Source organism: Salipiger mangrovisoli (genome assembly GCF_015223355.1).
GTDB lineage: Bacteria > Pseudomonadota > Alphaproteobacteria > Rhodobacterales > Rhodobacteraceae > Salipiger > Salipiger mangrovisoli.
In genome coordinates this window covers 84,458-109,812 of the sequence record NZ_JADFFK010000014.1, presented here as the reverse complement: position 1 = coordinate 109,812, position 25,355 = coordinate 84,458, and the positions used below count along the sequence as shown (strand labels likewise).

Annotated in this window: 20 protein-coding genes; 15 read left to right on the top strand and 5 right to left on the bottom strand. The window is 64.2% G+C overall.

Features of this window, described 5'->3' with window-relative positions:
- Positions 1 to 52: 52 nt before the first annotated feature.
- Genes IQ782_RS18305 through IQ782_RS18270 form a run of 8 tightly spaced genes read left to right on the top strand, consistent with a single transcriptional unit; the run spans position 53 to position 11,073 of the window.
- Entirely contained in the window at positions 53 to 1,642 is a 1,590-nt protein-coding gene (locus IQ782_RS18305) for a right-handed parallel beta-helix repeat-containing protein (RefSeq protein ID WP_194136110.1), read from the top strand.
- 2 nt (positions 1,643 to 1,644) lie between these two features.
- Positions 1,645 to 3,123 carry an MBOAT family O-acyltransferase gene (locus IQ782_RS18300; RefSeq protein WP_194136109.1) on the top strand — a complete coding sequence of 493 codons (1,479 nt, stop codon included), beginning with the start codon at positions 1,645 to 1,647 and terminating at the stop codon, positions 3,121 to 3,123.
- 31 nt (positions 3,124 to 3,154) lie between these two features.
- Positions 3,155 to 4,399 carry an alginate O-acetyltransferase AlgX-related protein gene (locus IQ782_RS18295; protein WP_194136108.1) on the top strand — a complete coding sequence of 415 codons (1,245 nt, stop codon included), beginning with the start codon at positions 3,155 to 3,157 and terminating at the stop codon, positions 4,397 to 4,399.
- Positions 4,389 to 5,207 (top strand): hypothetical protein, encoded by an 819-nt coding sequence (locus tag IQ782_RS18290; protein WP_194136107.1) that lies wholly within the window; start codon positions 4,389 to 4,391, stop codon positions 5,205 to 5,207. The genes IQ782_RS18295 and IQ782_RS18290 overlap by 11 nt, the downstream gene beginning before the upstream one ends.
- Positions 5,208 to 5,242: 35 nt before the next feature.
- Complete coding sequence (locus IQ782_RS18285) at positions 5,243 to 6,571, top strand: alginate O-acetyltransferase AlgX-related protein (protein WP_194136106.1); 1,329 nt, start codon at positions 5,243 to 5,245, stop codon at positions 6,569 to 6,571.
- Positions 6,572 to 6,573: 2 nt separating this feature from the next.
- Complete coding sequence (locus IQ782_RS18280) at positions 6,574 to 7,218, top strand: alginate O-acetyltransferase AlgF (RefSeq protein WP_194136105.1); 645 nt, start codon at positions 6,574 to 6,576, stop codon at positions 7,216 to 7,218.
- Between the two features lie 16 nt (positions 7,219 to 7,234).
- A complete protein-coding gene (locus IQ782_RS18275) occupies positions 7,235 to 9,964 on the top strand; it encodes a tetratricopeptide repeat protein (RefSeq protein ID WP_194136104.1) in 2,730 nt (909 codons plus the stop codon).
- Positions 9,961 to 11,073 (top strand): alginate lyase family protein, encoded by a 1,113-nt coding sequence (locus IQ782_RS18270; RefSeq protein ID WP_194136103.1) that lies wholly within the window; start codon positions 9,961 to 9,963, stop codon positions 11,071 to 11,073. The genes IQ782_RS18275 and IQ782_RS18270 overlap by 4 nt, the downstream gene beginning before the upstream one ends.
- A 573-nt stretch (positions 11,074 to 11,646) precedes the next feature.
- Here the strand turns inward: IQ782_RS18270 and IQ782_RS18265 are convergent.
- The 5 genes from IQ782_RS18265 to IQ782_RS18245 form a co-directional block, all read right to left on the bottom strand.
- Positions 11,647 to 11,934, bottom strand: coding sequence for an FCD domain-containing protein (locus IQ782_RS18265; protein ID WP_194136102.1), 288 nt, complete (start codon positions 11,932 to 11,934; stop codon positions 11,647 to 11,649).
- A gap of 68 nt (positions 11,935 to 12,002) precedes the next feature.
- Positions 12,003 to 13,370: an MBL fold metallo-hydrolase RNA specificity domain-containing protein gene (locus tag IQ782_RS18260; RefSeq protein WP_194136101.1), complete on the bottom strand. Its 1,368-nt coding sequence runs from the start codon at positions 13,368 to 13,370 to the stop codon at positions 12,003 to 12,005.
- A gap of 163 nt (positions 13,371 to 13,533) precedes the next feature.
- Positions 13,534 to 14,097: an NAD(P)/FAD-dependent oxidoreductase gene (locus IQ782_RS18255; protein ID WP_240989388.1), complete on the bottom strand. Its 564-nt coding sequence runs from the start codon at positions 14,095 to 14,097 to the stop codon at positions 13,534 to 13,536.
- An 898-nt stretch (positions 14,098 to 14,995) separates the two neighbouring features.
- Positions 14,996 to 15,736, bottom strand: coding sequence for a calcium-binding protein (locus tag IQ782_RS18250; RefSeq protein ID WP_194136100.1), 741 nt, complete (start codon positions 15,734 to 15,736; stop codon positions 14,996 to 14,998).
- Between the two features lie 95 nt (positions 15,737 to 15,831).
- Positions 15,832 to 17,025 carry a hypothetical protein gene (locus tag IQ782_RS18245; RefSeq protein WP_194136099.1) on the bottom strand — a complete coding sequence of 398 codons (1,194 nt, stop codon included), beginning with the start codon at positions 17,023 to 17,025 and terminating at the stop codon, positions 15,832 to 15,834.
- A gap of 507 nt (positions 17,026 to 17,532) precedes the next feature.
- Between IQ782_RS18245 and IQ782_RS18240 the strand changes: the two genes are divergently transcribed.
- The 7 genes from IQ782_RS18240 to IQ782_RS18210 all read left to right on the top strand — a co-directional run bounded on the left by IQ782_RS18240 (position 17,533) and on the right by IQ782_RS18210 (position 25,342).
- Entirely contained in the window at positions 17,533 to 18,189 is a 657-nt protein-coding gene (locus IQ782_RS18240; RefSeq protein ID WP_338092609.1) for a hypothetical protein, read from the top strand.
- A gap of 111 nt (positions 18,190 to 18,300) precedes the next feature.
- The gene (locus tag IQ782_RS18235) at positions 18,301 to 18,705 is read left to right on the top strand and encodes an Hsp20/alpha crystallin family protein (RefSeq protein ID WP_240989387.1); all 405 of its coding nucleotides are present in this window, start codon (positions 18,301 to 18,303) and stop codon (positions 18,703 to 18,705) included.
- Positions 18,702 to 21,077, top strand: a complete 2,376-nt coding sequence (lon, locus tag IQ782_RS18230; protein ID WP_194136097.1) for an endopeptidase La — start codon at positions 18,702 to 18,704, stop codon at positions 21,075 to 21,077. The genes IQ782_RS18235 and lon overlap by 4 nt, the downstream gene beginning before the upstream one ends.
- 213 nt (positions 21,078 to 21,290) lie before the next feature.
- Positions 21,291 to 21,821 carry an Hsp20/alpha crystallin family protein gene (locus tag IQ782_RS18225; RefSeq protein ID WP_194136096.1) on the top strand — a complete coding sequence of 177 codons (531 nt, stop codon included), beginning with the start codon at positions 21,291 to 21,293 and terminating at the stop codon, positions 21,819 to 21,821.
- Between the two features lie 192 nt (positions 21,822 to 22,013).
- Positions 22,014 to 22,874 carry a Crp/Fnr family transcriptional regulator gene (locus IQ782_RS18220; RefSeq protein WP_194136095.1) on the top strand — a complete coding sequence of 287 codons (861 nt, stop codon included), beginning with the start codon at positions 22,014 to 22,016 and terminating at the stop codon, positions 22,872 to 22,874.
- A gap of 162 nt (positions 22,875 to 23,036) precedes the next feature.
- Positions 23,037 to 23,450, top strand: coding sequence for a hypothetical protein (locus tag IQ782_RS18215; protein WP_194136094.1), 414 nt, complete (start codon positions 23,037 to 23,039; stop codon positions 23,448 to 23,450).
- 86 nt (positions 23,451 to 23,536) lie between these two features.
- Positions 23,537 to 25,342, top strand: coding sequence for a PHA/PHB synthase family protein (locus IQ782_RS18210; protein ID WP_194136162.1), 1,806 nt, complete (start codon positions 23,537 to 23,539; stop codon positions 25,340 to 25,342).
- Positions 25,343 to 25,355 lie beyond the last annotated feature (13 nt).

Below are 25,355 nucleotides of genomic sequence, written 5' to 3'. Positions count from 1 at the left end.
GCCGTCCGTGATCGGCTCGGCCCGCGCCCGTCAAGGCACATGTGGGGTTCTCATGGGCTTGATGATCGGAACCGCGGTGGTCTTCGGCGGCACAGCTGCCCTGGCCGCCGAGCGATTGGGGCCGATCGTGACCACGCCCAAATCGAGCCTTCACATGGAGGCTCGCAAACCGGCGGCTGCGTCGCTTGGCGCTCTGTCGAGCGATCGTCTCACGGGCCTCGTGCTCTCGGGTGTTCCCTCGGGCGATTTGGCGGCTCTGGCTCAGTCTTCCGACGCAGACAGCCTTCGGGAAGCTGCACGCCTCCTGTGGGCGGAGCTCGGCCTCGAAGGGGACGGCGGTGATACGACAGAGCACGCGCCGTCGCAAAGCGGGGCATTCCCGACCGTGTCGGGGGTGCCGGAGCTTTCGACGGGTTCAGCGGCCCTGGCCCTGACCCGCTTCACGTCGCTGTCGGGTCCGGTCGCGACCGGCGCAATCGAGTCCGCTTCGGACGGTGATGACGCGACCTACCTCGAAAAGGGTGCCGCGACGATCGACGGCCTGATTGAGGCTCGGACACCGGGGATCATGCGTGCGGAAGGGGGCGTTATCCTGACGCGGCCGCTGGTCATCTGGCCGGGTGCGAGCCTGCGGCTCAGCGAAGGCGAGACTCTCTATCTGTCGCGTGAAGACGGCGCATACCTGCTCGCGTTTGGTGAAATGTCGGTCGATGGCGCAACGATCGCGTCGACCACATCGCACAACCCTCGCGTCTCGCAGTTCGCACCGTTTGTCGCGGTGGCGGGGCAGGGGGTCTTCCGGTCGAACCACGCCCGCTTCGTTGGTCTCGGCGCCGTTGCGGACCGGGATGCCGGACAGGCCGACAGCATGTCCGGGCTCTCGATTTCCGCTGGTCTGCTGTACCAGCCGGAGCAGGCTTCCCGCATTCTCAACAGCCGGTTCGACGACGTCCATCTTGTCGCGGTCACCGGTGTTCAGGACACCGTTGTGAGCGGCAACGATTTTGCAGGGAACTACGCTGGCGGCCTGAAGGTCGAAGGCAGCCCGCGCGCGCTTGTCTCCGGCAACCGCATGACGACGCCCGGCCTCTACGCGGCGATGCACCTGCGCAACCTCTCGGGTGCGCGCATCGAAAGCAACACAATCTCCTCGGCCAAGGGCAAAGGCATTCTGATCGACGGTTTCAGCCGCGCGCTGACAATCGACGGAAACGTCGTGGCCAGCGCCGCAGGAACCGGGATCGAACTGCGCGGGACAACCTGCAGCGAGCTGCTCTCGAACCTCGTCCTGTCATCCGGCGGCAATGGCATCGAGCTGAGCCGGACCGGCGATATCAAAGCACGTGGGAACGTTGCGCTGTTCAACGGCGCTGCGGGCGTCGCGATGTCGGACCAATTGCCGGGAAGCAAGCTGGCCCTCGCGGGCAACCTGATCGGGCGCAATCGCGAAGGCGTGCGTGGCGCGGGGCTGTCCGACCTCACGCTGGAAGGCAACCGCCTGCCGAACCAGATGCCCCGTCTTCTGGGGGGGGAGCTTGGCCTGAACCAGACCGCATGGCTGGCGGCGCGCAAGGAAAATCAATCTTTCAACTTCTCCAACGGCACACGGCAGGCCGCATCCACCGCGTGTGAAGGGATCTGACAATGGTCTTCGCTTCCGAAACCTTCCTCTTCCTCTTTCTGCCGCTCTTCCTGGTGGCCTATTACCTGACCCCGTCCAAAGGTCGTAACCTTACAATCCTTCTGGGCAGCTACGCCTTCTATGGCTGGTGGCGGATCGACTTCCTGTTCCTGCTCATCGCGACCACGGTCTTCACCTGGATCTGCGGGCGCATGGTCGACAAGCGCCGGGACGAGGGGCGGGCAAAGCCGTGGCTGGTGCTGGGTCTCGTCGGCAACCTGGGTGTGCTGGGGATCTTCAAGTATCTCGGCTTCTTCATGGACAGCCTGACCGGGGCCTTCGGTACGACGCCGGATCAGATCGGCTTTCACTGGCAGATCATCCTGCCGATCGGCGTCAGCTTCTACGTCTTCCAGTCGATTTCCTACCTCGTCGATGTCTGGCGCAAGGACGCGCCGGCGGACACCGGCCTGATCGACTTCGCGGCCTTCATCGCGCTGTTCCCGCAGCTGATCGCCGGGCCCATCCTGCGCTTCAAGGATCTCGCCGACCAGTTTCGCGACCGCCGCCATACGTCCGAGATGTTCACCGACGGCATGGCGCGTTTCGTGATCGGCCTGTCCAAGAAGGTCCTGCTGGCCGATGCCGTGGCACCGCTGGCGGACCTGGCCTTCAACAATCCTGACCCGGCTTCCCCGCTCGCCTGGCTCGGCGCCGTGGCCTACATGCTGCAGCTTTACTTCGACTTCTCGGGCTACTCCGACATGGCGATCGGCCTCGGCATGATGATGGGCTTTCGCTTCACCGAGAACTTCGCGACGCCCTACATCTCGCGGTCGATCACCGAGTTCTGGCGCCGTTGGCACATCTCGCTGTCGGTCTGGCTGCGCGACTACCTCTACATCCCGCTCGGCGGCAACCGTCACGGCACTGCACGGACCTACTTCAACCTGTGGATCGTGATGGTGCTGGGTGGCATGTGGCACGGCGCAAACTGGACCTTCCTGGTCTGGGGTGTCTGGCACGGAACCTGGCTGGCCCTGGAGCGCGCCCGCTTCGTGCCGCGCGGAGACGGCCCGCTGTCCCTGGCGCGAACCCTGCTGGTGGTGCTGATCGGCTGGGTGTTCTTCCGGGCGGCGGACATGGGACAGGCCCTGGATATGCTCGCGGGGATGGTTGGACTGCACGGCATGGTGATGCCCTTCGACATCGCGGTGCAAATCCGGACCGAACAGCTGATCTTCCTGTGCATCGCGCTGCTGATCGCCGCCTTCGAGCCGAGGCTGAACCTCTGGGTGCGGTCCGTATGGGCCAGCGCGCCGGGTGGCACGATGGGCGGCAGCACCCCCGAGGTGGCCGGATCGGGAGGCGCGGCCAGCGTCGCTTCGACCAATACCCTGGGTGCGGTTCTGTCCAGCTTCGTGATCGCAGTCTTGCTGGTCGCCTGCGTTCTCCGCATCGCCGAAGCCTCTTCCACCCCCTTCCTCTACTTCCAGTTCTGAGGCGAGACCTATGATCGTAACGATAGCACGCATGGCCATACCCGCAGCTCTCGTCGCCTACTCGGCGTGGAGTGCCTCGGAAGCGCTGCCGAACGTCGGTGCGCGGATTGAGCAGGCGCATTGGACCGCCAGATCCTGGTTCGACGGAGAGGCAACCGCCACCATCGACTCGACGTGGAGCGATGCGCTGCCGCACCGGGACTTTGCCTCCGGGATCGTCGGCGCCGGGCGCTGGCTGGCGCTGGGGGAAGGCAAGGAAGGTGTGGTGCCCGGCCGCGACGGCTGGCTGTTCACCGCCGAAGAAGCCCGCTCGATGTCGGAGCCGCTCTCGGCGAGCCTCGCCCGCATCGCAATCCTGGAAGAGACACTGAACGAGATGGGCGTCGCTCTCACGATCGTTCCGCTTGCAGGCAAGGCCGACATCTACCGCGACGAAACCCGCAATCCGTCGATGGCCAACGACCTGGAAGCCCGGTACGACGAGGTGCTGGCCTCGCTGCGTGAGATGGGCATCGACACGGTCGACAGCCGGACCGCGCTGATGACCGAAGCCGAGGTTTCGCAGGTCTTCTACGCGTCCGACACGCACTGGACACGCGACGGCGCAGCAGCGGTGGCGCGGGCGATCGCTGCCGACCTTCCGAGCGGCGACACCGTGTTCGAGCCTGTCGAAACCGAGACGGTCGCGTTCCATGGTGATCTGACCAAGTTCATCACCACCGAGGATTACGCCACCGCAATCGGTCTCGAGGAAGAGTCGGCGCGCCTGTTCAAGGCCGAGGCCGCCGCAGCGGATAATGGAGCGGATATCTTCGGCTCCGGTGACGATCTCTTCGCAGCCGCTGCCCTGCCAACTGTGCTGGTCGGGACGTCCTATTCGGCAAACCCGGACTGGTCGTTCCAGGAAAGCCTCAAGATCGCGATGCAGAGCGACATCGTGAATTATGCCGAAGAGGGGCGCGGCCCCGTGAAGCCCTTCCTCAAGATGCTCGCCGACCCTGCGTTCCGCGATACGCCTCCGCAGCGAGTCATCTGGGAAATTCCCGTCCGCTACCTGTCCGACCCCAGCATCTGGGAGCCGGAAGAGGCCCAGAAGGATCAGGCGATCCTCGCGGGTGGCATGCTGACCGACGAGTTGGCGCGCATCGAAGCGGACGCGCCGACGAGCCTGCAGACCGCAGAGACCCTGCAGGCTGCCTCGACCGACGCCGCGGGCCAGACCGGCCAACTGGCCTCGCTCGATCTGAACAACAAAGGAGAAACCCATGTCGACTGAGACAATCCTGAACCATCGGACCGTCGCGACATGGTCCTCCTTTCCCGAACACACCCGGTCTACTTTTCGGAATAATCCGAACGGTCTTCGCTCAAGGTCGGGTGTGGTGCTTCTCCTCGTTGGTTTGGGCTTCGGCCTCATGGTCAGCCCGGCCAGCGGGGAGAGCATTTCATCGCCATTCGGCATCAATGCGACACGGGAGCTGCCAAGCGCCCGGTTGCGGCAGACCCGCCGCGACATGCTTGATGACCGGCATGTCAGCTATGGTCGGCTTCGGAACCTCGCGGATGCGGGCGACGGGCTGGCGGCATGGGCCATCGGTCAGAAGCTCGAGGCCATGGACCGTCCCGAGCTGGCGTCCGACATCGCGCATTACTACGCCACCGCCGTGATCAGCGGGCGCCTCTTCGCAACGCCCAGGCTCGTCGATGCGCTCGATGCCGGGCTCGAGTCCGGTGCGTTCGAGAACCAGCCGGCCCGCTTGCGCAGCATTGGAAATGCGCTCGAGTTTGCCGCCCGCAACGGCGAAGCCAAAGCGGCGGCACGGCTCGCCCGCGCCTGGCAGGACGGCGACGTCTTCGGAACGACCGATGCCGAGAAGAGCGAGCGCTATGCCCGCATGGCGGCAGCCGACGGGCAGAATGATGCCATCGAGCTGATCGTCCGCCAGAAAATCGCGGCGCGCGACATCGAAGGCACCAAGGAAGCCATCAACCTTGCCGGTTCGGTGAACGATCTGGGAATGGTTGCGCTCGGACAAAACCTGCTGCGCGAAATGCAATCTGATCAGGCAGGGGAAATCGAATGACCCTCACTCACCGTTCCAACTTGACCGTTTTCGCCATGGTCGCGCTCGGGCTATGCGGCACCGCTTCGGCGGCCGCGGCGCAAGAGTCCAGCTTTGGCTGCGCCGGCCTGGAACAATCCAGCCTGGTGCGTGCCGAAGAGGGCAAGGATGGCGTGTTCTACCGCGTCGCGACCGATCTCACGATGGGGCAGATCATCAACCACCGCGCAGCCGAGGCGGTCGCCCGCATCGCCCGCGCCTTGGAGGAGCAGGGCACGACCCTGATCTTCGCGCCGGTGCCGACGAAAGGGCAGGCCATGCCCGAAGATCTTCCGTCGAAGTTTGTCACCACCGGGTACGACGTCGACAAGGCCCGTGCCGAATATGCGGTGTCGATCGAGAACCTGCGTGCGAGCGGTGTCGTCACGGCCGACATCCTGACGCGGATGCTGGATACATTCGATCCGGCGGAGGTCGCCAAGTACGGGACGGAAAACACACCGTTGTTCTTCCGGTCCGACTACCACTGGACCTCCGAAGGCGCGCGGCGTGCGGCGCGGGCCGTGGCCGATCAGATCGTCGAACACCCGGGCTACGGTGATCTTACCCCGAGCAGCTATCAGACGCGTCAGGTCGGCGAGCTCGAAGGCTTTTCCAACATGCGCCGCGCGATGCAGCGCCAATGCCGCGATCCTTTGCCTGAAGTGGAAACCTTGGGCTTTGAGACCAACGCGGACACGACCCCCGCGCAGGACGACACCGGCCCGCTGGACATCTTCGCGGATGCCGAAGAGCAGAGCCAGGTCGTTCTGCTCGGGACGTCCTTCTCGGACAACCCGACCAACAACTTCGCAGGCTGGATCTCCCAGTACTCGGGTCTCGAGGTGCTGAACTATGCCGTGACCGGTGGTGGCCAGTACGGGGCGTTGATCTCCTATCTGACCTCGCAGGACTATCTGGAACAGCGGCCCCGCTTCATCGTCTGGGAAAACCCGATCTACACCGATCTGCTGCAGTTCGGCACGGGCCCGATCGAAGAGCTGACGGCGGCTGCCTCTGCGGCCTGTTCCGATCCCCTCAATGTCACCGCCACCTCGGAAACGCTCGAAGCGGAGCTCGGTGGCGCGACCTTCGACACCGATGATGCGATCCTGGCCCGCTTCGGGTCCGAGGGGCCGCGGAACGCGGAATTCACCCTCGTGACCACGGATGGCGTGTCGCGCCGCTACTTCTCGAACCGTGATGACCGCCTGCGGGCGACCGGAAACTTCTGGCTAGGGCTCGGGCCCTACGTCGATCTGCCGATCGAGAGCATCAAGGTTGCTTTCGACCGACCCATCCCCAACGGCGCAAGCCTGAGCCTCTGCCCCAACTTTGGAGAATGAAGATGAGCGACTTCACCTCGACCAAAATCCGCACTGTTGTTTCCGCGATTGCCATGATCGTCTTCGGTCAGGCCGCTGCGGCTCAGGACTCCCAGCTGTATGACGATGCCGCAAATCCCGACGCGGGCTACCTGCGCGTCATCGCCGTGCGGGATGCGTCGGCCATCATCGCGGGCGAGAATTTCTCTGACCTGGGGGAGGGTGTTTCTCCCTACGTGACCATCGAGGAGCCCGGCACGGTCGATGTCTCTGCCGCCGGCGTCGTCGGCACCGCCGACATTGCCAAGGGCAGCTGGAACAGCTGGTTGGTCACCGCAGACGGCAAGGGCGTTCTGGTGACCGATCCGCTGGGTCACAGCCCCGCCCAGGCAGACCTGACGTTCTACAACATCTCTGACAAGCCGGCCGTCGACCTTTACGTCCCCGCCGCCAAGCGCGTTGCGCTGGAAGGGGTCGGCGAAGGGAGCGGCGACTGGGTTGCCCTCAAGGCGCCGCTGTCTCTCGATTTCGAGGCGCGCACCGGGGACGAGACGCTGGCGGCTGTGTCCTCCGTGGCGCTGGCACGCCGCGAAGGCACCACCCTGGTGTTCAGCGGGACCAATGGAAACTACGAGCTTGTGGCGCTGAAAGCGTCGCAGGTCAATTGAGCCAGGGATAGAGCGAATGATGAACGTTACTCCGATGCGCATCAGGCCGCTTCTGCAGAGCGCGCGGTCTGCCTTGCTGGCTGGCACATTCCTGGCTGTCGCCGCCCCGGCGATGGCCGCGGGGCCGGTGAAGGTCGATTTCGAGCCGCCGCAGATCGACGCGCAGCCAGTCTGTGAAATCCGGGCGCCCGACAGCGTGATCACGACCCGTTGGGACGGTTGGGATGGTCAATCCCTTTCCGGCATGGACTCGACGCTTGTCCGCCGCGACATGCGCCGTCTCATGGCGATCGACCCCGTGAAATGGCTGCCGGTGGGTGAAAAGGTCGTCGCGCTGCTGCCGACGATCGACGCGACCTACGACGGCGACAAGCAGTTGATGGAAACCATCGAGATGCGGCTCGAGGCGGGCCAGGCGGCGGACGTGCGCGCCGAGGGGCTGATCGATAAGGCTCTTGCCTCGACGGCTGCCGAACAGCCGCAGAACCAACGCCGTCTCGGCGAATGGCTGATGCAGGGCAAGGGTGTTGCGCCCGACCGGGACCGTGGTCTGCAGCTGATTGTTGCGGCCGCCCGTGGGGGAGATGCCAACAGCCTGCTGAGCATCGCCAGCTTCCAGCAGCGCGGCATCGATGTGCCGAACTGGAACGTCGAGCCGAAGATGACGGTCATGATGGGCTTTGCCTCGCAGGTCGGTCGGTTGGACGAGACCATTTGCGATCGTGTCGTGAACATCGCGCGCGCCTACCGGAACGGCGACATCGTGCAGACGGACAACGAGCTGTCCGAACGGTGGTTCCGCTTTGCCGCGGACCTCGGCAGCCCCGACGCCGCGTGGAGCGTTGCGGACATGCACCTGCGTTCGGAAGAGATCTCGAAGGACAACGCGGTGATGCTGCACTACCTTGGCATTGCCGCGACGGGCGGTGATCCGAGCGTGCTCATTCAACTTGGCCGCCTGTATGAAGATGGCGCGTTGCTGGAGCGCGATCTGGGGCAGGCCGAGGAGCTTTACCAGCGCGCAGCCGCGTCGGGCGATCGTGCCGGCATGGGCCGCCTGACGCTGTTTCTCGACAGGCTGCGCGAGGGCAATCCGGCGCGCACCGAGGACTATGACAAGGCACTCTCCGCGCTTCTCGAAAGCGACAATGCGCCGGGCTGGGCCTATCCCAAAGCCGCGGACCGCGTTCTGGCACGCGAAGGCCGCTGGGCCGGTGAACAGACCGCCATGGACTATTATGCAAAGGGTGTCGCCCTCGGTGATCCGGAAGCGATCCGGCAACGGGCCTTGCTCAACATCGGCCTCGGGGACGCCGAGTCCTTCTATGCGGGCATCGACGACCTGATCTTCTCCGTCGAACAGATTGGTCGATCGGGTCCCGTAAACGACCTGGTTCAGGCAAACCTGTGCAAGGCACCCGATGCGCCGCTTGTCGATCGGGTCGGCTATTGGCAGTCGCTGGCCGGGGCCGAAACCGAAGCGCCGGACCCGTCGCTCGGGGAAACGCTCGCCCAGGTCAAGGACGGCGTTGCCCCCACCTTGCCGTTCCACATGATGAGCACGGTCCTCGACCATGCGCAGGCCGTTCTGCCGGTGGATGCCGCCGCCAGCGACCTGATCGCCTTGGCGTCAAACGAGGCGATATCTGCCGAAGAGCAATCCTACTGGTCCTTGATCGCCGCCCGTGCCGAAGCCGTCTCGCCCACGGATGGCAAAGGGTGGGTCGATGCGCTCGGGGACAATCTGGCGCTGCGCTTCGTGGACCGGTTCCCGCAGAGCAAGGACGCCGAAGCGATCGCACTGCAACTGGCCGACCAAGGATATGGCCGCGCAATGACCTTGCTGACGACGATTGATCCCGGGACTTACCCGGACCCCGCAACGATCGCGAGAACCTTCGCCCCGGTGATCGACGCACGCGGCGATTTCGAAGCAAGCCTTCTTGCTCTGCGCTACTCGGAGGGCCTCTCGGACGACCAGAAGGCCAGCCTGATCCGTCATGCGCGCGCGGCAACCACCTGCACCTTCAGCGAAGGCCTGCAGATGGCCGAAGTGCTCGCGGAACACGGCTCGCCGGATCAGTTCGCGCAATGGGTGCGGATCTCGAAAGAGCTGGTCAAAACCGAAAGCGCGTGGTCGCACACGAACCTCGGGGATCTCATCATGGCGCATGCCGACATGCTTGGTGACGATGCCGCCGGGGATGCCCGCAACCTTTGGCTGGCCGGGTACGAAAAAGGCGACCGTCCCGCCGTGTTCCGCCTGATGACCGAGGTCGAACAGCCCGAAACGCCGGACTACGATCCTGCAAAGGCCGCGGAATACTACGTGGCTCTGACGGAACGTTCTGCCCCTGATCAGCTGCCTTCGGTGCTCGACAAACTCGCGAATGCGCAGGCCGACATTCGGCAGGACGTCGAGACGCGGGTCGATACCGGCGCTCTGTGGCTCGCGGCTGCAAAAGCCGGCTCCTCGGAAGCCATGCTGCACCATGCGCGCCAGCTGCGTGCTTCGGCGAGCAATCAGGCAGATATCAGCGAAAGCGGCGAATGGCTGCGCCGCGCCGCGGACGCCGGCAGCGCCGCCGCGATGGTCGAGCTTGCCCGTAGCCTCGCTTTCGGCATCGGAGCCGATGCCGATCCCGAGGCGGCGCGCGACTGGCTTCAGAAGGCGGCCGCCCTAGGTAACGAGGACGCCGTTTCACTGATGAACTCGATGCAGATCGCGGAGGTCGCTACACAATGAAGGCAACTTCACTCACAACACTGGCGGTTCTGGCTGCACTCCTGCCAATGAGCCCCTCATTCGCGCAGGAGGACGAAAAGGCCCCCGGGATCGATCCGGTTCAACTGTCCGATACCGACGCGTCGGTATCGGAGACGGAGGAGGAGGCGACCGCAGACGCTGGCGATGACTCCGATTGCATGGAGCCGGTCGACCCCGTCGTGTCGCTGAGTTACGGCAGCCGATACACCGAAGACAGCGAAACCCGGTCGGATTTCGACGAGGACGCCAATGCTGCCGTGAACGCGGCGCTCGCACCGGTCGATGATTTCATTTCGGACCTGACGCGCGAAAGCAATCGCGCTCTGACCCGATCGGGGGATCGCGGCGTTGCGGCGGCGGAATGCCTCTACGAACGCCTCGCACCCTGGGCCGAAGCCGACGCCTTGTCGGAATTGACCACGATGAACGCGAACATCTCGGCTCCGAGCCGCTTTGGCGGGATTGCCTTTGCCTACAGCAATGCGCTGGCGGTGGCGGAGCCGAGTGAGGAGCAGCAGACGGTCATCGAAGGCTGGCTCGAGGACCGTGCGAAGGCGACCATGGCCTATTTCGATGAGGAGGCACCCCCGCGCGCGTCGCGGAACAATTTGCGGCAATGGGCGGCGATGGGCGTGACCCGGATCGGCCTCACGACGGGAGACGAGGAACTCGTCGAGTGGGGACGCGAGACCGTTGAATATACCGCCTGCATGGTAGAGGAGGACGGCGCATTGCCCCTGGAAATGGAGCGTGGCGATCTTGCGCTGCACTACCAGATGCACGCCGTTCAGGCGCTGGCGGTCACCGCGGCCCTGCTTGCAGAGGATGATCCCGAGATCTTTGACGCCTGCGATGGCGCGATCAAAAGGGCGGTCGATTACACGCTGGACGGTTTTGACAATCCGGAACGGATCGAAGCAAGGACCGGCCGCGAGCAGAAGATCGACGAGACGCCGGAGAACTTCGAAATGGCTTGGGCCGTCGCCTATCTCCGCTACCAAGACGATCCGGCACTCGAGAAGCGGATCGCCGACATCGACAATCTGTCGAATTCCAAACTCGGCGGGGATCAGCGTCTGATCTGGTAATGCGCGCGCTGCCTGGAGCGCGATTGCTATTCCCTGCGACGGTAAGGGTGTCGGCCGGTTTCCTGCATCATCTTTTCGCGGAAGACCTCGGCCGTGCCCCTCCAGCCGGGGCACTTCCGAGGCGTGTTGTTCGCCTGGTTGCAGAGTTGCTTCAGCTCGAGCCCCGTCTTGGCGGCTTTCGAGCGCCGCAGCACGCACGCCATCTTCCGGACAGGGACCTTTGCCAACTTCGAGCGTTCGGCCCGGACACGTCCCTTGACGCTCAGTTGGGTGTAGACCGCTCCCATGGCGGACACTCTGCGCTAGAAAACTATCCGTTCTCTAAGGGGGAGTCGCACTTGATGCGAGCGCACACCGGTCACATACCAGCGCACGGATAATGCACATTATGTAATTACAATGACTGGCTACCCACCGATCGGCGCGTCTTTGCTGCTTACCGTATGCGCGAAAGTGCACCTGTCCGATCCCAGGTTGAACGAAGTGAAATCGCGCCGACGGAACCTTGGTGACCGAAGGCACGTCGGTCTAGCCCCTTCCGCACTTGCCCGGTTTCCACGATCTTTCTTCGCATCACGTCGCCCCCGCCCGGATGAGGACGGAGATTGCGGTTTCGAAATGATCGGTCATGGCGGCCGCGCTGCCTCGATGGCGAGGAACGCGTTGCCCCAAGGCAGCGTGGATTGCGCGGTGGAACTCGATGTTTTCGCTGCAATAAGCATCGAGATCGAGCCGCCCGCCGCTACCTCGCAGCCCTGCATGGCGCGCCCGATCCCTGCGATGCTGTTGTCGGGCACTGCGGCGGCAGGCGAGCGACGCGCAGAGCGCCTCGATCTCGGCCACCACCTCGAAACGCTCCATAAGCTCCTCGGCACTGAGATCGGTGACGAAGGTGCCTTGCGTCTGATCTCCGCGAGAGGCGGAACCACCTAAATCTCATATTCCGACGCCATCCTCGGTCGGTGCACCAATCCTTGGAGGTCGCCGGCAAGGCTCTCCATCGTCTTGGCCTCGCCATGGACAAGGAACGTCTGATGCGGCGACCCCAGCTTGGCGTGCCAGGCTTTAAGCTGTGCGCGCCCGGCATGGGCGGAGAAGCCGTTGATCGTGTGAATCCGGGCCCGCACCGGGACCTCGTCGCCAAAGAGCTTCACCGCCTTCGCGCCGTCGATAATGATGCGGGCCAGCGTGCCCTCGGCGGCGAAACCGACGAAGATGATGCTGGCCCCGGCATTGCCGAGATTGTGGCGCAGGTGGTGGCGAACCCGCCCGCCAGTGCACATGCCCGACCCCGCCATGATCAGCGCACCCGACCGGACCGTGTTGAGCGCCATCGAGTCGCGCGCCTCCTGGGTGAATTCAAGGCCGGGCAGCCAGAAGGGATCTCGGCCACTGTGGACCATCCGCGCTGGTGCCGGGCCCATGGCCTCGGGGTGGCGCCCGAAGATCCGGGTCGCGGATATCGCCATCGGAGAGTCGAGATAAAGGGACAGCCCGGGCTCGATCCGCCCCTCTTCGAAACCCGCGCGCAGGTACCAGAGCAACTCCTGCGCCCGCTCGAGTGCGAAGGTCGGAATTACCACGTTGCCACCGCGGGTTCGGGCGTCTCGGATCGCCTCGTAGAACTCGTCGATCGACTCGTCCAGCGACCGGTGATCGCGGTCGCCATAGGTTGTCTCCATCACCACGGCGTCCACTCCGGTCGGCGGCGCGGGATCATTCAGAAGCGGCCGTCCGCCGGGGCCGATGTCGCCGGAGAACAGCAGGCGCCGATGGCGCTCCCCTTCTGACAATTCCAGGAGAATAGAGGCCGAGCCGAGGATGTGCCCCGCTTCGAGAAAGGTCACGGTGATCCCCGGAAAAAGATCGAGCGGCTTGCCGTACTGCGCGGCGCGGCCAAAGAGCGCCACCGCGTCCAGCGCATCGAGGCGGTCGTAGAGCGCGTCGATGCGCTGGCCGTGGCGCCGGTAGCGGCGCGCCTCCTCTTCATGGAGATGGGCCGAGTCCATCATCACCAGCCGGGCCAGATCGCGGGTTGCGCCAGTGGCGATGATCGGCCCGGAAAACCCGCGTTTCACCAGCAGCGGAATGCGCCCGCAATGATCGAGATGCGCGTGGGTCAGCAGAAGCATGTCGATCTTGGCCGGATCGAAGCCGAAATCGGCGGCGTTCTCGTCGTGCAACTCGTGTGCGCCCTGAAACATGCCGCAATCGATGAGGATGCGCTTTCCGGCAACCGAGACGAGATGGCACGATCCGGTGACCTGCCGCGCCGCACCATGAAACGAGAGCTTCATTGCCATTCCTCCTGAGCTTCATGCGGCGAAAATGCCGCGGCCCCTGCGGCGCAGGCCCCTCGATATGGGTGTCCTTCACCTTGTCGATCCCAAGCGCCTTCATCATCAGTTGCTCATAGAACGGCTGGGACTTTCCAACGCGGATCTCGTGCAAAACGTACATCTAGAAGACGATCTTGGCGGAATGCACCCATTTGCCTGAAGAGGCCCAGTCCACACCGCGCGGCGGGATCTGCGGCTGCGCGACGACGCGCGCATGGGTGATCCATTTCATGGGGTGGTTGCGCATCTCGCCTTCGAGCAGACCCCTGGTATCACTCACCCCGTCGAGCCCGAGATGGCCGATACAGGGCTCGGAGGTCACGAAGGTCATCGGCACCCGGTCACGCGCTTTCGCCCGCCGAGGCGCGGTGTCGACGATGAAGGTGAACTCACAGGCCCCGCACGCGCCGCCGAAAAACCCCATGATGCTTTCCGCAAGATGCATACGCGCGGCACCCTCCGGATAGAGCCGGATATCGCGCCGCTCCCGCGGCCCTGCAAGGTCCACTTCGATGTCCGACGGGTTGCGCCAGCCCAAGGCGACCCAAGGGTTTGAGGGCAGGACGCTGTAGCTGGACCCCGTGCTGACGACACCGATCTGGTGATCCGGACCCAGACGCTCCCGGAGTTCGTGGGCCATGAGGGCACCTGCGAAACCGGCGCCGAGAACGACGACATGTGTCATGTCGACCCCTTCCCTATCGCGCGCGCAGGCAAGCTGGCGACCCGCCCGGTCAGAATGCCATCATGAGCCCTTGCGCGGAATGACGCGGATCAATGCCTGTGGGAACTCCACGATGTTCAGGCCAAGACGCCTGGTGGCGGCCGTCAACGGAAAGAGGTGGCCGTCCTCGATGGCGGATGCGTCGGATCGTCGCCTCAACGCTTCCTCGAAGGCTCCACTCACGTTGCGGGACGCCTCCCTGCAAACCTTCGAGTGGGGCGGCGCGACGATCCGACATCACAATGATGCCGGATGCTGGGGCGACATGCATTGTCGCCGGTCAATCGTGGACACTGCGGGGCAGCCGTGCTGCGGGACCGACGCCAGCATAGGTCAGAACTCCGGCGGCAGATCGGCCGGAAATTCCAACGGCATCTCTGGGGTTTCGCTGGGCGCTGCGGGCGGTGCCTCCCTTGGGCGCTCCGGGGCCTCTTGCGGAAGCGCTGGCGTTTCTTCGGGCACGGACGGCGGTGCGACCGGCGTGGGCCCTGGCGGGTCGGCGAGCCGCAGGCGGCGCTCTCTGCTTTGCGCGCCGTTCGTGGTGCGGCAACGCGGGAACAATGTGGCGACGAGGTAAGCGCGGTGCGATTGCGGGGACGCGGACGAGACCGCCGCGAGAAGCAAAAAGCCGCTCCTACGATCGGTTGCGCCGGATGAGTTTCTCGGCAGATCTCCTTCTTCAGGCATGGATTTGCCTCCCAGAAAAGGCCACGGTGTGACCACCCTAGACCATCGATCAGGCTCGCGAAGCGCGGTCAGCGAGTCCTTCATGCAATCCTTGCGCAGCTCAGATGCGCAATACGCCACGACGTCGGATTTGCGTCCTTGCCTCGCATCAAGACATCCGACAAGTGATTGCTCAAAATAGGAAATCACCCTCCGAGAGCATGGTTGCATCAACGTTCAGCAGCAGGATGCTCATCTCGGCGGGCTGGTCTCCGGCAAGGACACCGTCGGTGTCAACGTAGAGCATCGTGTCCGCACCCTGTTGTTCGGCCCAGACGCAGTAGGTGGCTGGTCCTGCCGCAAAGGCGACGATGCTGCCGATCGCGCTGACATCCACAAGATCGGTGCCAGGCTTGAAGTCGGCAATCGTCTCCTGGCCACCGCCAGCGTGATCGTCTCCGCCACCGTCCCCCTCGTGTGCTTCGTCTTCGTCGCTGCCGCGGGCCGGAGCCTCGTTGGCGGCGCGGAACACGAAGGTGTCTTCGCCGTGCCCGCCAATCAGCGTGTCCGCGGCAATACCACCCGCCAGAACATCGTCACCATTCCCGCCTTCGAGCAGGTCAGGAGAGGGGCCGCCTTCCAGGGTATCCTCACCTTTGCCGCCGCGCAGCGTGTCAGGGCCACCCTGCCCATAGAGCGCGTCCGATCCATTGCCGCCCTCGACCTCATCCGGGCCGCCCCCGGCGTGGATCACATCCGCCCCATTGAGCCCGAGAATATACTGAGGCCCGCCGCCGGTCTGAATGTCGTCGGGTCCGTTGGTGCCCAGAACGGCGAGGGGTTCGTCCGCGTGAGACTCCTCTCCGAGCGCCACGATGTCGCGCACCGCCGCTCGCCCCGGCGCAGATACCGCGTGTTGAGAAATGCCGGTCATGCCTCACTCCAAGAGTCATAGTTGCCGTCCAGCGCCCAATCGAGCCGGACACGGGCATCCCCTGCTCTGCCGGAGATGCCCAAATGCGCGGGGCCTCAGAGAACCAAGGCAGCGTCCTCGACTGGAATATCGGCGAAGTCGATCTCCTCAGCCGACCTTGCATGGATGAACTCGATCACCGCCCGTGTGTCGTCGGCAGCCTGCGCGAAGTCGTTGACCCCCGAAAGCAGAGCAGGGACCGCGTCGAAGGTATCCTCCTCGGGCGTAGCGCCAGGGACGATCACCAGCATCTCGTCCTGCCACGGCTGCTCATCAAAGACCGCGTCATACACATTGCCGTAGGCGAACTTAGGATCGTCTCCCTCGATCACGATCCAGCGCAGCCACACGTTCTCGTAGGTGGCTTGACGGTCATAGTCGTAAAGCTCGCCCGCGGGATCGCTGAAGTCGAAATAGTCGACCTCCCCGGTTGCGCTGTCGGCCACATTCACGCCCAGCGTGGTGTTCTCGTAGAGCAGCGCGTCGAGCGTGATCTTGCCTTCCTTGCTCCATGCGGCGCCAAGCAGCGCCGACGGATCCCAATCGGGATCGGTCATGTTGCCGCCCAGGAGATCGAGGAAGGGTTGCTCCCACGTGTCGGTCACATCGGGCCAGGCCCCCGCAGAGCCGCCTGACGTCGTCATAAGGTGCTGGTAAAGCGCGAGGTTCTCGAGCGGCGAGTCGATTGTCGCAAAGGTTGCACCACCATCGGTGCTGTACATGATCCGGCCCGCGGTGTCGGTGGTGATCTCGTCAGCGGTCTCGACCTTGCCGAGCGCCTCCTCCAGCGCATGGGCCATGACCGAGGCAGGCGCGCGCGCGACGTTGGCGCGGTCGAGTTCCACTTCCTGCACGAACGGCAGCATCAGAGCCGGAAGCTCGTAATCGCCCTCGGCGTCCTCCTCGAAGTAGATCGGGAACGGGTCGTCCGGATTTGCCGGGTCGACGCCCACCAGCACCGGCTGCGCCTCTGTGTTGAAGGTGTCGAGCACAGCTTCGCCATTGCCGCCACCGTCGCTCGGGTCGAGGTCGCGGAGCAGCACATATTGGTCGCCGTAAAGGTCGCCCTTCATGGTCCCCGCTCCCTGGGGCTTGCCGCTCCCATTGCCCTGCCCGCCGCCGCCGTGACCGCCGTCTCCATTGCCGTTCCCGTTGCCCCCGCCATTGCCCGAGCCGGAGCCGCGCCCGACCGCCGCTATCAGTTCTGCGGAGACGGAGGCGAGGATGGGATCATTGATGAAATCACGCATATGGAGATCCTCCCGAAAATCGATCTTCGGAAGCCTCTCACCATGGCATCGAATGCATCATTGACGCCGGTCAACTACCAAGGTGCACGCGGTGCCAAGCGGTCGGGTATGTTGCGAAGATATGCGATAGATCAGTCGTTTAGCTTGGTTCATTTCGGCAATTGACGCTCATCAATGTTCCGCTTTGACGGCCCCTGGGGCGGGCTGCTTCCGGATGGCAATAGGTCGAACAAGAGCGCGGTGATCCGATGAATGCAGCGAAGGATTGCTGCCCCCGGGCTTGCCGATTGCGGCAGGTCAGCTGCGACCGTGGGTAGAAGATGCAATGCGCCGCAGCAGGATGACGAAGTTCTACGACAGGCCTTGGGCAATGGCGTGAACCGCCCGCCAATCACAGGCGCACGCTCTCGGCAACTCGGACCCCGGTCACCGACCAACTCATGATTTCAGGACCGCGATTTCCTGATTGCTGTCGAAGTAAGTGACTTTGCCCGCGGCGTTTTTGCGGTGCGGACGCGGGCCGGTAATGCGCGCGCGAGCCGTGGCTCCTTGTTCGCCCCTCACTTCCGTCGCGGGTTTCCGCGCCGCGACTCCGGTCGGCCTTGCGGTCATCGCCACTCCAGCCCCCACCGTGCCCGATATCCCATACGATTGCGCCAAAGCGGGCACCCGGCACGCGGCGACCCTGTTTTCGGGCTTTCGGCCATGGTGTCGATGGGAAATATGCTCGATCTGGGCTTCAGCGATGTGCTGCGGCACCTCGCAGATGACCGAAGGGCCGAGACGGTCTTGCTCTACACGGAGACGGGCCGCCGCCCGCCGGGCTTCCTCGCCGCGCAAAACAGGATCACTGCGCAGAAACCTGTGGTGGTGCCGAAGGCGGGCCAGCATGAGAGCGGACGAAAGGCGGCGCACAGCAATACTGCCGCTCAGATGGGCAGCCAAGCGGTGTTAGGGGCCGCGATAGAGCAAACGGGCCCGCAACGGGTCAACAGCCTCGGGGACCTTCATGCAGCCGCTCAGGTCTTTGCCGGGAGGCAACGCAGCCACGGACCGCGTCTCGCGCTGATCACCCAGGGTGGTGGCGCTGGTATTCTCGCCGTCGCCATTGCCGTTGATCGTGACCTGCGTACGGCGATCGCGCCGCTGCCCACAGACAGGTAACGTGGCGCGCATCTCGCGATGCGCCTGCTGCGTTGAAGGCAATTGCGCAACGACAATGCGGGGGGCTGCCAAAGGGCGCAGACAAGGGGGCAGCGGTCCGGAGCCCCTCAGATGATCTCGAAATCCATACAGAACCGAATGCTCGCGGATGCTTTGCATCGTTTGGGTCGGCTCGACGAACTGCGCAGGCTTGGCTTCGGGATCAGCCAGCCAATGACTTGGGAGCCGCCGCTGGATCTCATCGAGACCGCCACGGAATTGCTCGCCTATGTGGTGCTGCCAGGGGTCGATCCTGCCTCTGTGGAGGTCGAGGTCACCGGCGGGACGCTGATCCTGCGCGGTCTCAGGCCACGTCCCGCTGAGCTGCGTCACGCCTCCATCCTCCGCCTCGAACTGCCATGGGGAAAGTTCGAGCGCCGGGTGCTAATCCCCGACGTGCCCTACAAGATATCGCGCGAAACCGCGCCGGGCTGCCTGATCCTTCGGCTCACCAAGCTTCCGGAGGGATCGCAATGAGCGAGAAAGCCGCCAAGCCGCCGGAGGGTTTCGAGATACCGCAGGACGCGCTGATCCTCCTGCCCGTCCGCAATTTCGTGGCTTTCCCCGGCACCGTCTTCCCGCTCGCCGTGCGGCGGCGCTCGACGCTTGCCGGGATCGAGCGTGCGGTGCGGGATGATTTGCCGGTCGGCATCATCCTGCAGCGCAACCCCGAAGACGACATGCCGGACGCCGCGGGGCTGCATGGCATGGGCTGCCGCGCCGAGATCCTGCGCTACGTCACGGGCTCCGATGCAGGAAATCACTTGATTTGCCAGGGCACCGGGCGCTTCCACCTGCGCGAACTGGTTCCGGAGGCCCCTTTCCTGCTTGGCCGGATCGAGCCCGTCGATGAGGTTCCGGACACCCGTCCCGAAACCGAAGCGCGGTTCTTGCATCTGCGAAATCTCGCGGTCGGGCTGTTGCATATGCTGCCGGAAGCGCCCGAGGGACTGGCCGAAAGCGTCGCCGAGATCGACGATCCAGGTTATCTGGCCGACCTCGCCGCGGGCTACACCGACATGTCGGTCGAGGAGCGGCAGGACCTCCTCGAAACGGTCGACATCGCCGCCCGCATCGAAGCCATGACCCAGAAGTTGAGCCGCCGCGTAGAAGTGCTGCGGATCACCCGCGAGATCAGCGAACAGGCCCGAGAGGAACTCGAAGGACGTCATCGCGAGGTGATCCTGCGCGAGCAGCTGGCCGCGATCCGCCGCGAGCTTGGCGAGACCGGTAGGAACGGTGGCGAAGACCTCGCCGAGCTGTCCCGCGCCATCATGGCGGCGGGCATGTCCGAAGAGGCCGAGAGACAGGCGCTCGCCGAGCTAGGACGCTACGAGGGCATGGCGCAGGGCAGCGCTGAAGCTGCGACGCTGCGCAGTTGGCTGGACTCGATCATCGGCCTGCCGTGGCGGCTTCCCGAAGAGGCTCGCATCGATCTGGCGGAGGCCCGGCAGATACTGGATTCCGATCACTATGGGCTCGAGAAGATCAAGGCACGCATCATCGAGTATCTGGCGGTGCGCCGCCTCGCGCCCTCGGGCAAGGCACCGATCCTGTGCTTCGTCGGTCCGCCGGGGGTGGGCAAAACCTCGCTGGGACAGAGCATCGCGCGGGCGCTGCACCGACCTTTTGCCCGCCTCAGTCTCGGCGGGGTACACGACGAGGCCGAGATCCGTGGCCATCGCCGTACTTACGTCGGGGCGATGCCCGGCATGGTGATCCAGCAGATCCGCCGCGCCGGGGCGCGCAACTGTGTCCTGATGCTCGACGAGATCGACAAGCTGGGCCGTGGTTTGGGCGGAGACCCGTCGGCGGCGCTGCTGGAGGTTCTGGACCCGGCGCAGAATTCAGCCTTCCACGACAATTACCTCGGCATGGATTTCGACCTGTCGCACGTGGTCTTTCTGTGCACTGCCAACACGCTTGAAACTATTCCGGCACCACTGCACGACCGGATGGAGATCATCGCCCTGCCTGGATACCTTGAAGAGGAAAAGCTGCAGATTGCCAAACGCTACCTCGTGCCGGCCCAGCTTGCTGCCACGGGGCTCACGGCCGAGCAGGTCCAGATCGAGGACGCAGCGTTACAGTGCGTCATCCGCGCCTATACTCGCGAAGCGGGCGTCAGAGGGCTCGAACGGCAGATCGGCGCGCTGCTGCGCCACGCGGCGGTGATCTTTGCAGGCGGCGAGGCAAGGCCGCAGACGATAGCCGCAAGCAGCCTTGTGAGCATCCTCGGCACACCTCGCTTCGAGAACGAGGTGGCCATGCGCACCAGCCTGCCCGGAGTCGCAACCGGCCTCGCCTGGACACAGGTGGGCGGAGACATCCTGTTCATCGAAGCGAGCCGGGTGCCGGGCAAGGGGCGCCTCATCCTCACCGGGCAGCTTGGCGAGGTGATGCGGGAGAGCGCGCAGGCGGCGGTGACGCTGGTCAAGGCGCGCGCCACCGATCTCGGGATTCCGCCGGAGCTGTTCGAGACCTCCGACATTCACGTCCATGTTCCGGCTGGAGCGACCCCGAAGGACGGGCCGAGCGCGGGCACCGCGATTTTCGCGGCGTTGGTGTCACTCTTGTTGGATCGGAAGCTGCGCAGCGATACGGCGATGACAGGGGAAATCTCGTTGCGAGGGCTGGTGCTGCCAGTAGGCGGGATCCGTGAAAAGGTCGTCGCGGCGGCGAGCGCGGGGATCACCCGTGTCCTTCTGCCCGCGCGTAACCGCCCCGACTTCGAGGACATTCCCGAGATGGCGCGCCGCCAGTTGACTTTCGTCTGGCTCGACACCGTGGACGACGTGCTCGCCGAAGCGCTCGACCCTGAACACGACAAAGCGAACTCGGTTGCGTGAGCGGCTCAAGGTCTGGGTGTCTCGTCCAACATGGGTTGGTTGATAGCCGTCAATGCAAACGGGGCAACGAGATCCGAGAATTGAGAGTGTTCGCGGAGCGGCCTTCCGTGAGGTCTCTTCGGCTCACAGCCGTGGCCACGAACAAAGTCGCCGGCCGGTCCTTCTGTTCCTTGGTTCGGTCGGCGGCGTTTCAGCGATATTTTGGAGACGACCATGTCAAAGAAATCCGACATCCCCGTGTCCCGAGAGTCCACGCAGCCACGTGCTCCCAAGCCCAACTCACCGCCCGCGCCCTGGTCCGCCTTCGGCAATCTGCGCGAGGAAATGGAGCGTCTTTTCGATGCTTTCGAACCCTCACAGTGGTTCGACAAGGGGCTCGGCCGTTCAGGGGCCCTTGCTCGGGACGTCGTGTTGAGCCCTGCCGTCGATCTCTCCGAGACCGAGAAGGGTTATGCGATGACCGCCGAACTGCCCGGGCTGACGTCCGATCAAGTCGCGGTCAAGATCAGCAATGGTTCCCTGACAATCAGCGGAGAGAAATCCGTCGAGGAAGAAAAGGAGGACGAAACCTACCATCTGCGGGAACGCCATTGGGGCAGCTTCCAGCGCAGTATCCGCCTGCCGGACGACGTGGACCGGGACAAGATCAGCGCAGAGTTCGCCAAGGGCGTTTTGACGGTGACCCTGCCGAAATCGGCCGAGGCCCTGGCCTCGGAACGCAAGATCGCAGTCAAACCCGTCTGAAGGCGATTGCGGGCTTCGGTCGGGATCCCGGCCCGGAGCTCCAGCGTTTTCGCACACAACGGGCACACGCCAGGGGCCTCGGCGCAGCCAAACTTCAGGACGCGAACAAATCTACATAATTCTCCAGATGATTTTACACCCGGTTTTGGGGAATCATCATCTTCTGCAATGCGTTTGCGAGTGGGGAGAGCCATGCAGACCACCAAAACAGAAGCCCATTCGGATGGCACCCGCTGCCTTCATTGCGCGGTACGGGCCTCGGGATTTTGCAGCTGTCTCGACCCACGGTCCCGGAGCGAGATTTCCGAAAAGAGCACACTTTCGATATATTCGAAGGATACAGAGATCGTCACGCAGGGCGAGAGTTTCGGCAAGGTCGGGATCATCGCCAACGGAACCGTCAAGCTCAGCACTGTCACCGTCGATGGCGACGAACATGTGCTGCAGGTCTTGCGCAGCGGTCAATTGATCTGCCTTCCGGAAAACGCAAAGAGCCAGTTTTCTTGGACCACGGTGAGCGAGGTGCGGGTCTGCTGGATGCCGCATCGCGCCTGGGACGGTTTTCTTCAGGAAAGCCCGCAGCACGTCCAGTCCTACATGACGGCGATGTACTCCCAGTTCGAGCAGATGCAGCTTTGGGTGACCCACATGCGCGGGCGCCACACTCTGCAACGCGCGGCGTTCTGGATTCTCGAAGAACTCTCCTTCACGCATAGGGGCGACGAGAATACCCTGCACATCTGCCTGAGCCGGCGTGACCTCGCCTCGCTGCTCGACATGACTGTCGAGACGCTCTGTCGCTCGCTGCGGCTGCTGCATGATAAGAAAGCAATTCTGCTTCTGACCCCCGACTTGCTCGAGGTGACGGATCTGGCGAAACTGCGGCTCATCGCCCGGTGCCTCGACGGGTACGTTGAAGACACCTCCGCGAGTTTCGCGTCGGAACGGATGGCGCGCAACTGGGGTGGCGTCAGCCTTTCGACGCGGCAGAACATCGATGACACCTGTGCACCTTCGCAAGACCTCATCCGGGGTTCAGAACAGACCACCTGAGAGCGGCACTGGAAGCGATGGAACCAATGACCCTTGCCCCCGGCCTCCCGCCTGAGCCGCATTGACTGCGGACAATGACCGCCTGACGCCCTTTTGGCAGCCTTCCTCGGGACTGATCCAAAAGAGGAGAGTGGCAGGATGCCTGCGTCCAACAGAAAGCGTATGGCGAAGATCGGCGCCGTTGCCTCGCTTGTATTGGTCTGCGCAATCGCCGACGGCACGCCCCCTGCGGCGGCGCAGAGCGGCGAAGATGCTGTCCTGATATTTGTGCAGGCGCACGACCGCGACAAGGATCGTGATCGCGACAGGGACGAAAGCGGCGATCAAGACAGAGATCAAGATCGCGATCAGCACCAGCTACGCGACAGAGACTGGACGACCGCCGACAAAGACCTCCTGCGCGAAAAACTTCGGGACGGAAGCTGTCAGGAGGTGATGGACGAGGTCGAAGAGATCATGGAGGCGATGCGCCCCTGCCTCGGCGACGACCGGCTGAACGAGCGGTCCTGCGCCGAACGGCTGCAACTGGGCGATATGGCCTTCAGACGCATGCGCGAGGTTTGCCGAGAGCCGTGATCGGCAGCGCCGGTTCAAAGGCCTTTCGAGCCGGCGTCCGGCCAGCCGCTGCACCTCTTGCCGCTCCCAGCACGAGAGTACCTCCTATGACTGACACTTCTGCGCCCGTCCTCTTGCAACCGCCCCGGGAAGCGCTGCCCGCCACGCTGCCCGCCTGCGTTCCGGCCGATTTGCCTCGACCCCGTGCGCACGACGGCTTTCACGACAGTCTCGACCGGGCAATGGCATCGACACGCGCCCGGCTGACCATGGGCGTCTCGCCCTATGCCGCCGCCTCTGCGTGGCAGGCATGGGCGACAGCCCTGCTCAAGGCACCGGGGCGGCAGACAGACCTTGCCGAACGCTTCTGGCAGAACCAGTTTCAGGCGCTTGCCGGGCTCTGGGACGCGAAGCACGGTTTCTCCCCCTCCGCCGACGATCACCGCTTCGATGGCACCGGTTGGAATACCCCGCTTTCTCGCGTCCTGATCCAGAGCTTTCTAGCCGCAGAGGATTGGTGGGAGGCGGCCACAAGCCCGCAGCGCGGCATGAACCCGCGCGACAGTGCGCGGGTTTCCTTCATGGCGCGGCAGGCGCTTGACGCGCTGTCCCCCTCGAACGTCGCGTTGTTCAATCCCGATGTGATCGACCGCGTGACCCGCAGTGGCGGGCGCTGCCTGCTGAACGGAGCGGCGCTGATGGCAGAAGACTGGCTGCGCGATGGCATCCTGCACGCAGAGCAATCCGAAACCTTCGTGCCGGGACAGGAGGTCGCCTGCACGCCGGGCAGCGTGATCTATCGCAACCATCTCTTCGAGCTGATCCAATATGCGCCGACGTGCAGCACCGTACGGGCCGAGCCTATCCTGATCGTTCCCGCATGGATCATGAAATACTACATTCTGGACCTGAGCCCCGAAAACTCACTGATCCGCTATCTCGTGGCGCAGGGGTTCACCGTATTCTGCATCTCTTGGCTCAACCCGGGCGCCGAAGACCGCGATCTGTCGCTCGACGAATACCGCCGCGACGGGGTACTCGTGGCGCTCGACGCCATCTCGCGGGTCTGCCCCGGCGCTCGCGTCCATGCCTGCGGCTACTGTCTCGGTGGCACGATCCTTGCCATTGCGGCTGCCACGATGGCGCGTGAGGGCGACGACCGGCTCGCATCGATCACCCTGCTCGCCGCACAGACCGATTTTTCAGAGGCAGGCGAGTTGATGCTCTTCGTCGATGAGGCGCAGATCGCCTATCTCGAGGACCTGATGTGGGCGCAGGGCTATCTCGATCAGCGCCAGATGGCGGGCACCTTCCGGGTGCTGCGCGACCGGGACCTGATTTGGTCGCGATTGGTCCGACGCTACCTGATGGGCGAGGAAGACCAGGACTTCGACATCGGTGCCTGGAGCAAGGACGCAACGCGGATGCCCTACCGAATGCATTCCGAATACCTGCGTGGGTTGTTTTTGGGAAACCGGCTGACCGCCGGGCGCTTTGCCGTCGAGGGCCGGGTGATCGCGCTGAAGGACATCTCGGCGCCGCTCTTCGTGCTCGCCACCGAAAAGGACCACATTGCGCCGTGGCGCTCGGTCTACAAGACCGCGCTCTTTACCGATTCCGCGCTGACCTTCGCGTTGGTCTGTGGCGGCCACAATGGCGGCATCCTAAGCCCGCCGAGCCAGCCCGGACGCGGCTTCCGCCTAGGTTCCCGGCCCGCCGGAGCGCGCTACGTCGGGCCCGACGACTGGAATGCCCGCCATCTCAAGCAGGAGGGGTCGTGGTGGCCGCATTGGGTGGGCTGGCTCCGCGCGCAGGGAACCCAAGTAGAGGCTGCGCCACCTCAGATGGGTGTGCCCGGCACGGAACTAGCGTCCCTTTGCCCGGCGCCCGGACGCTATGTCCTGCAGCGGTGACCAAAGGCAAGGC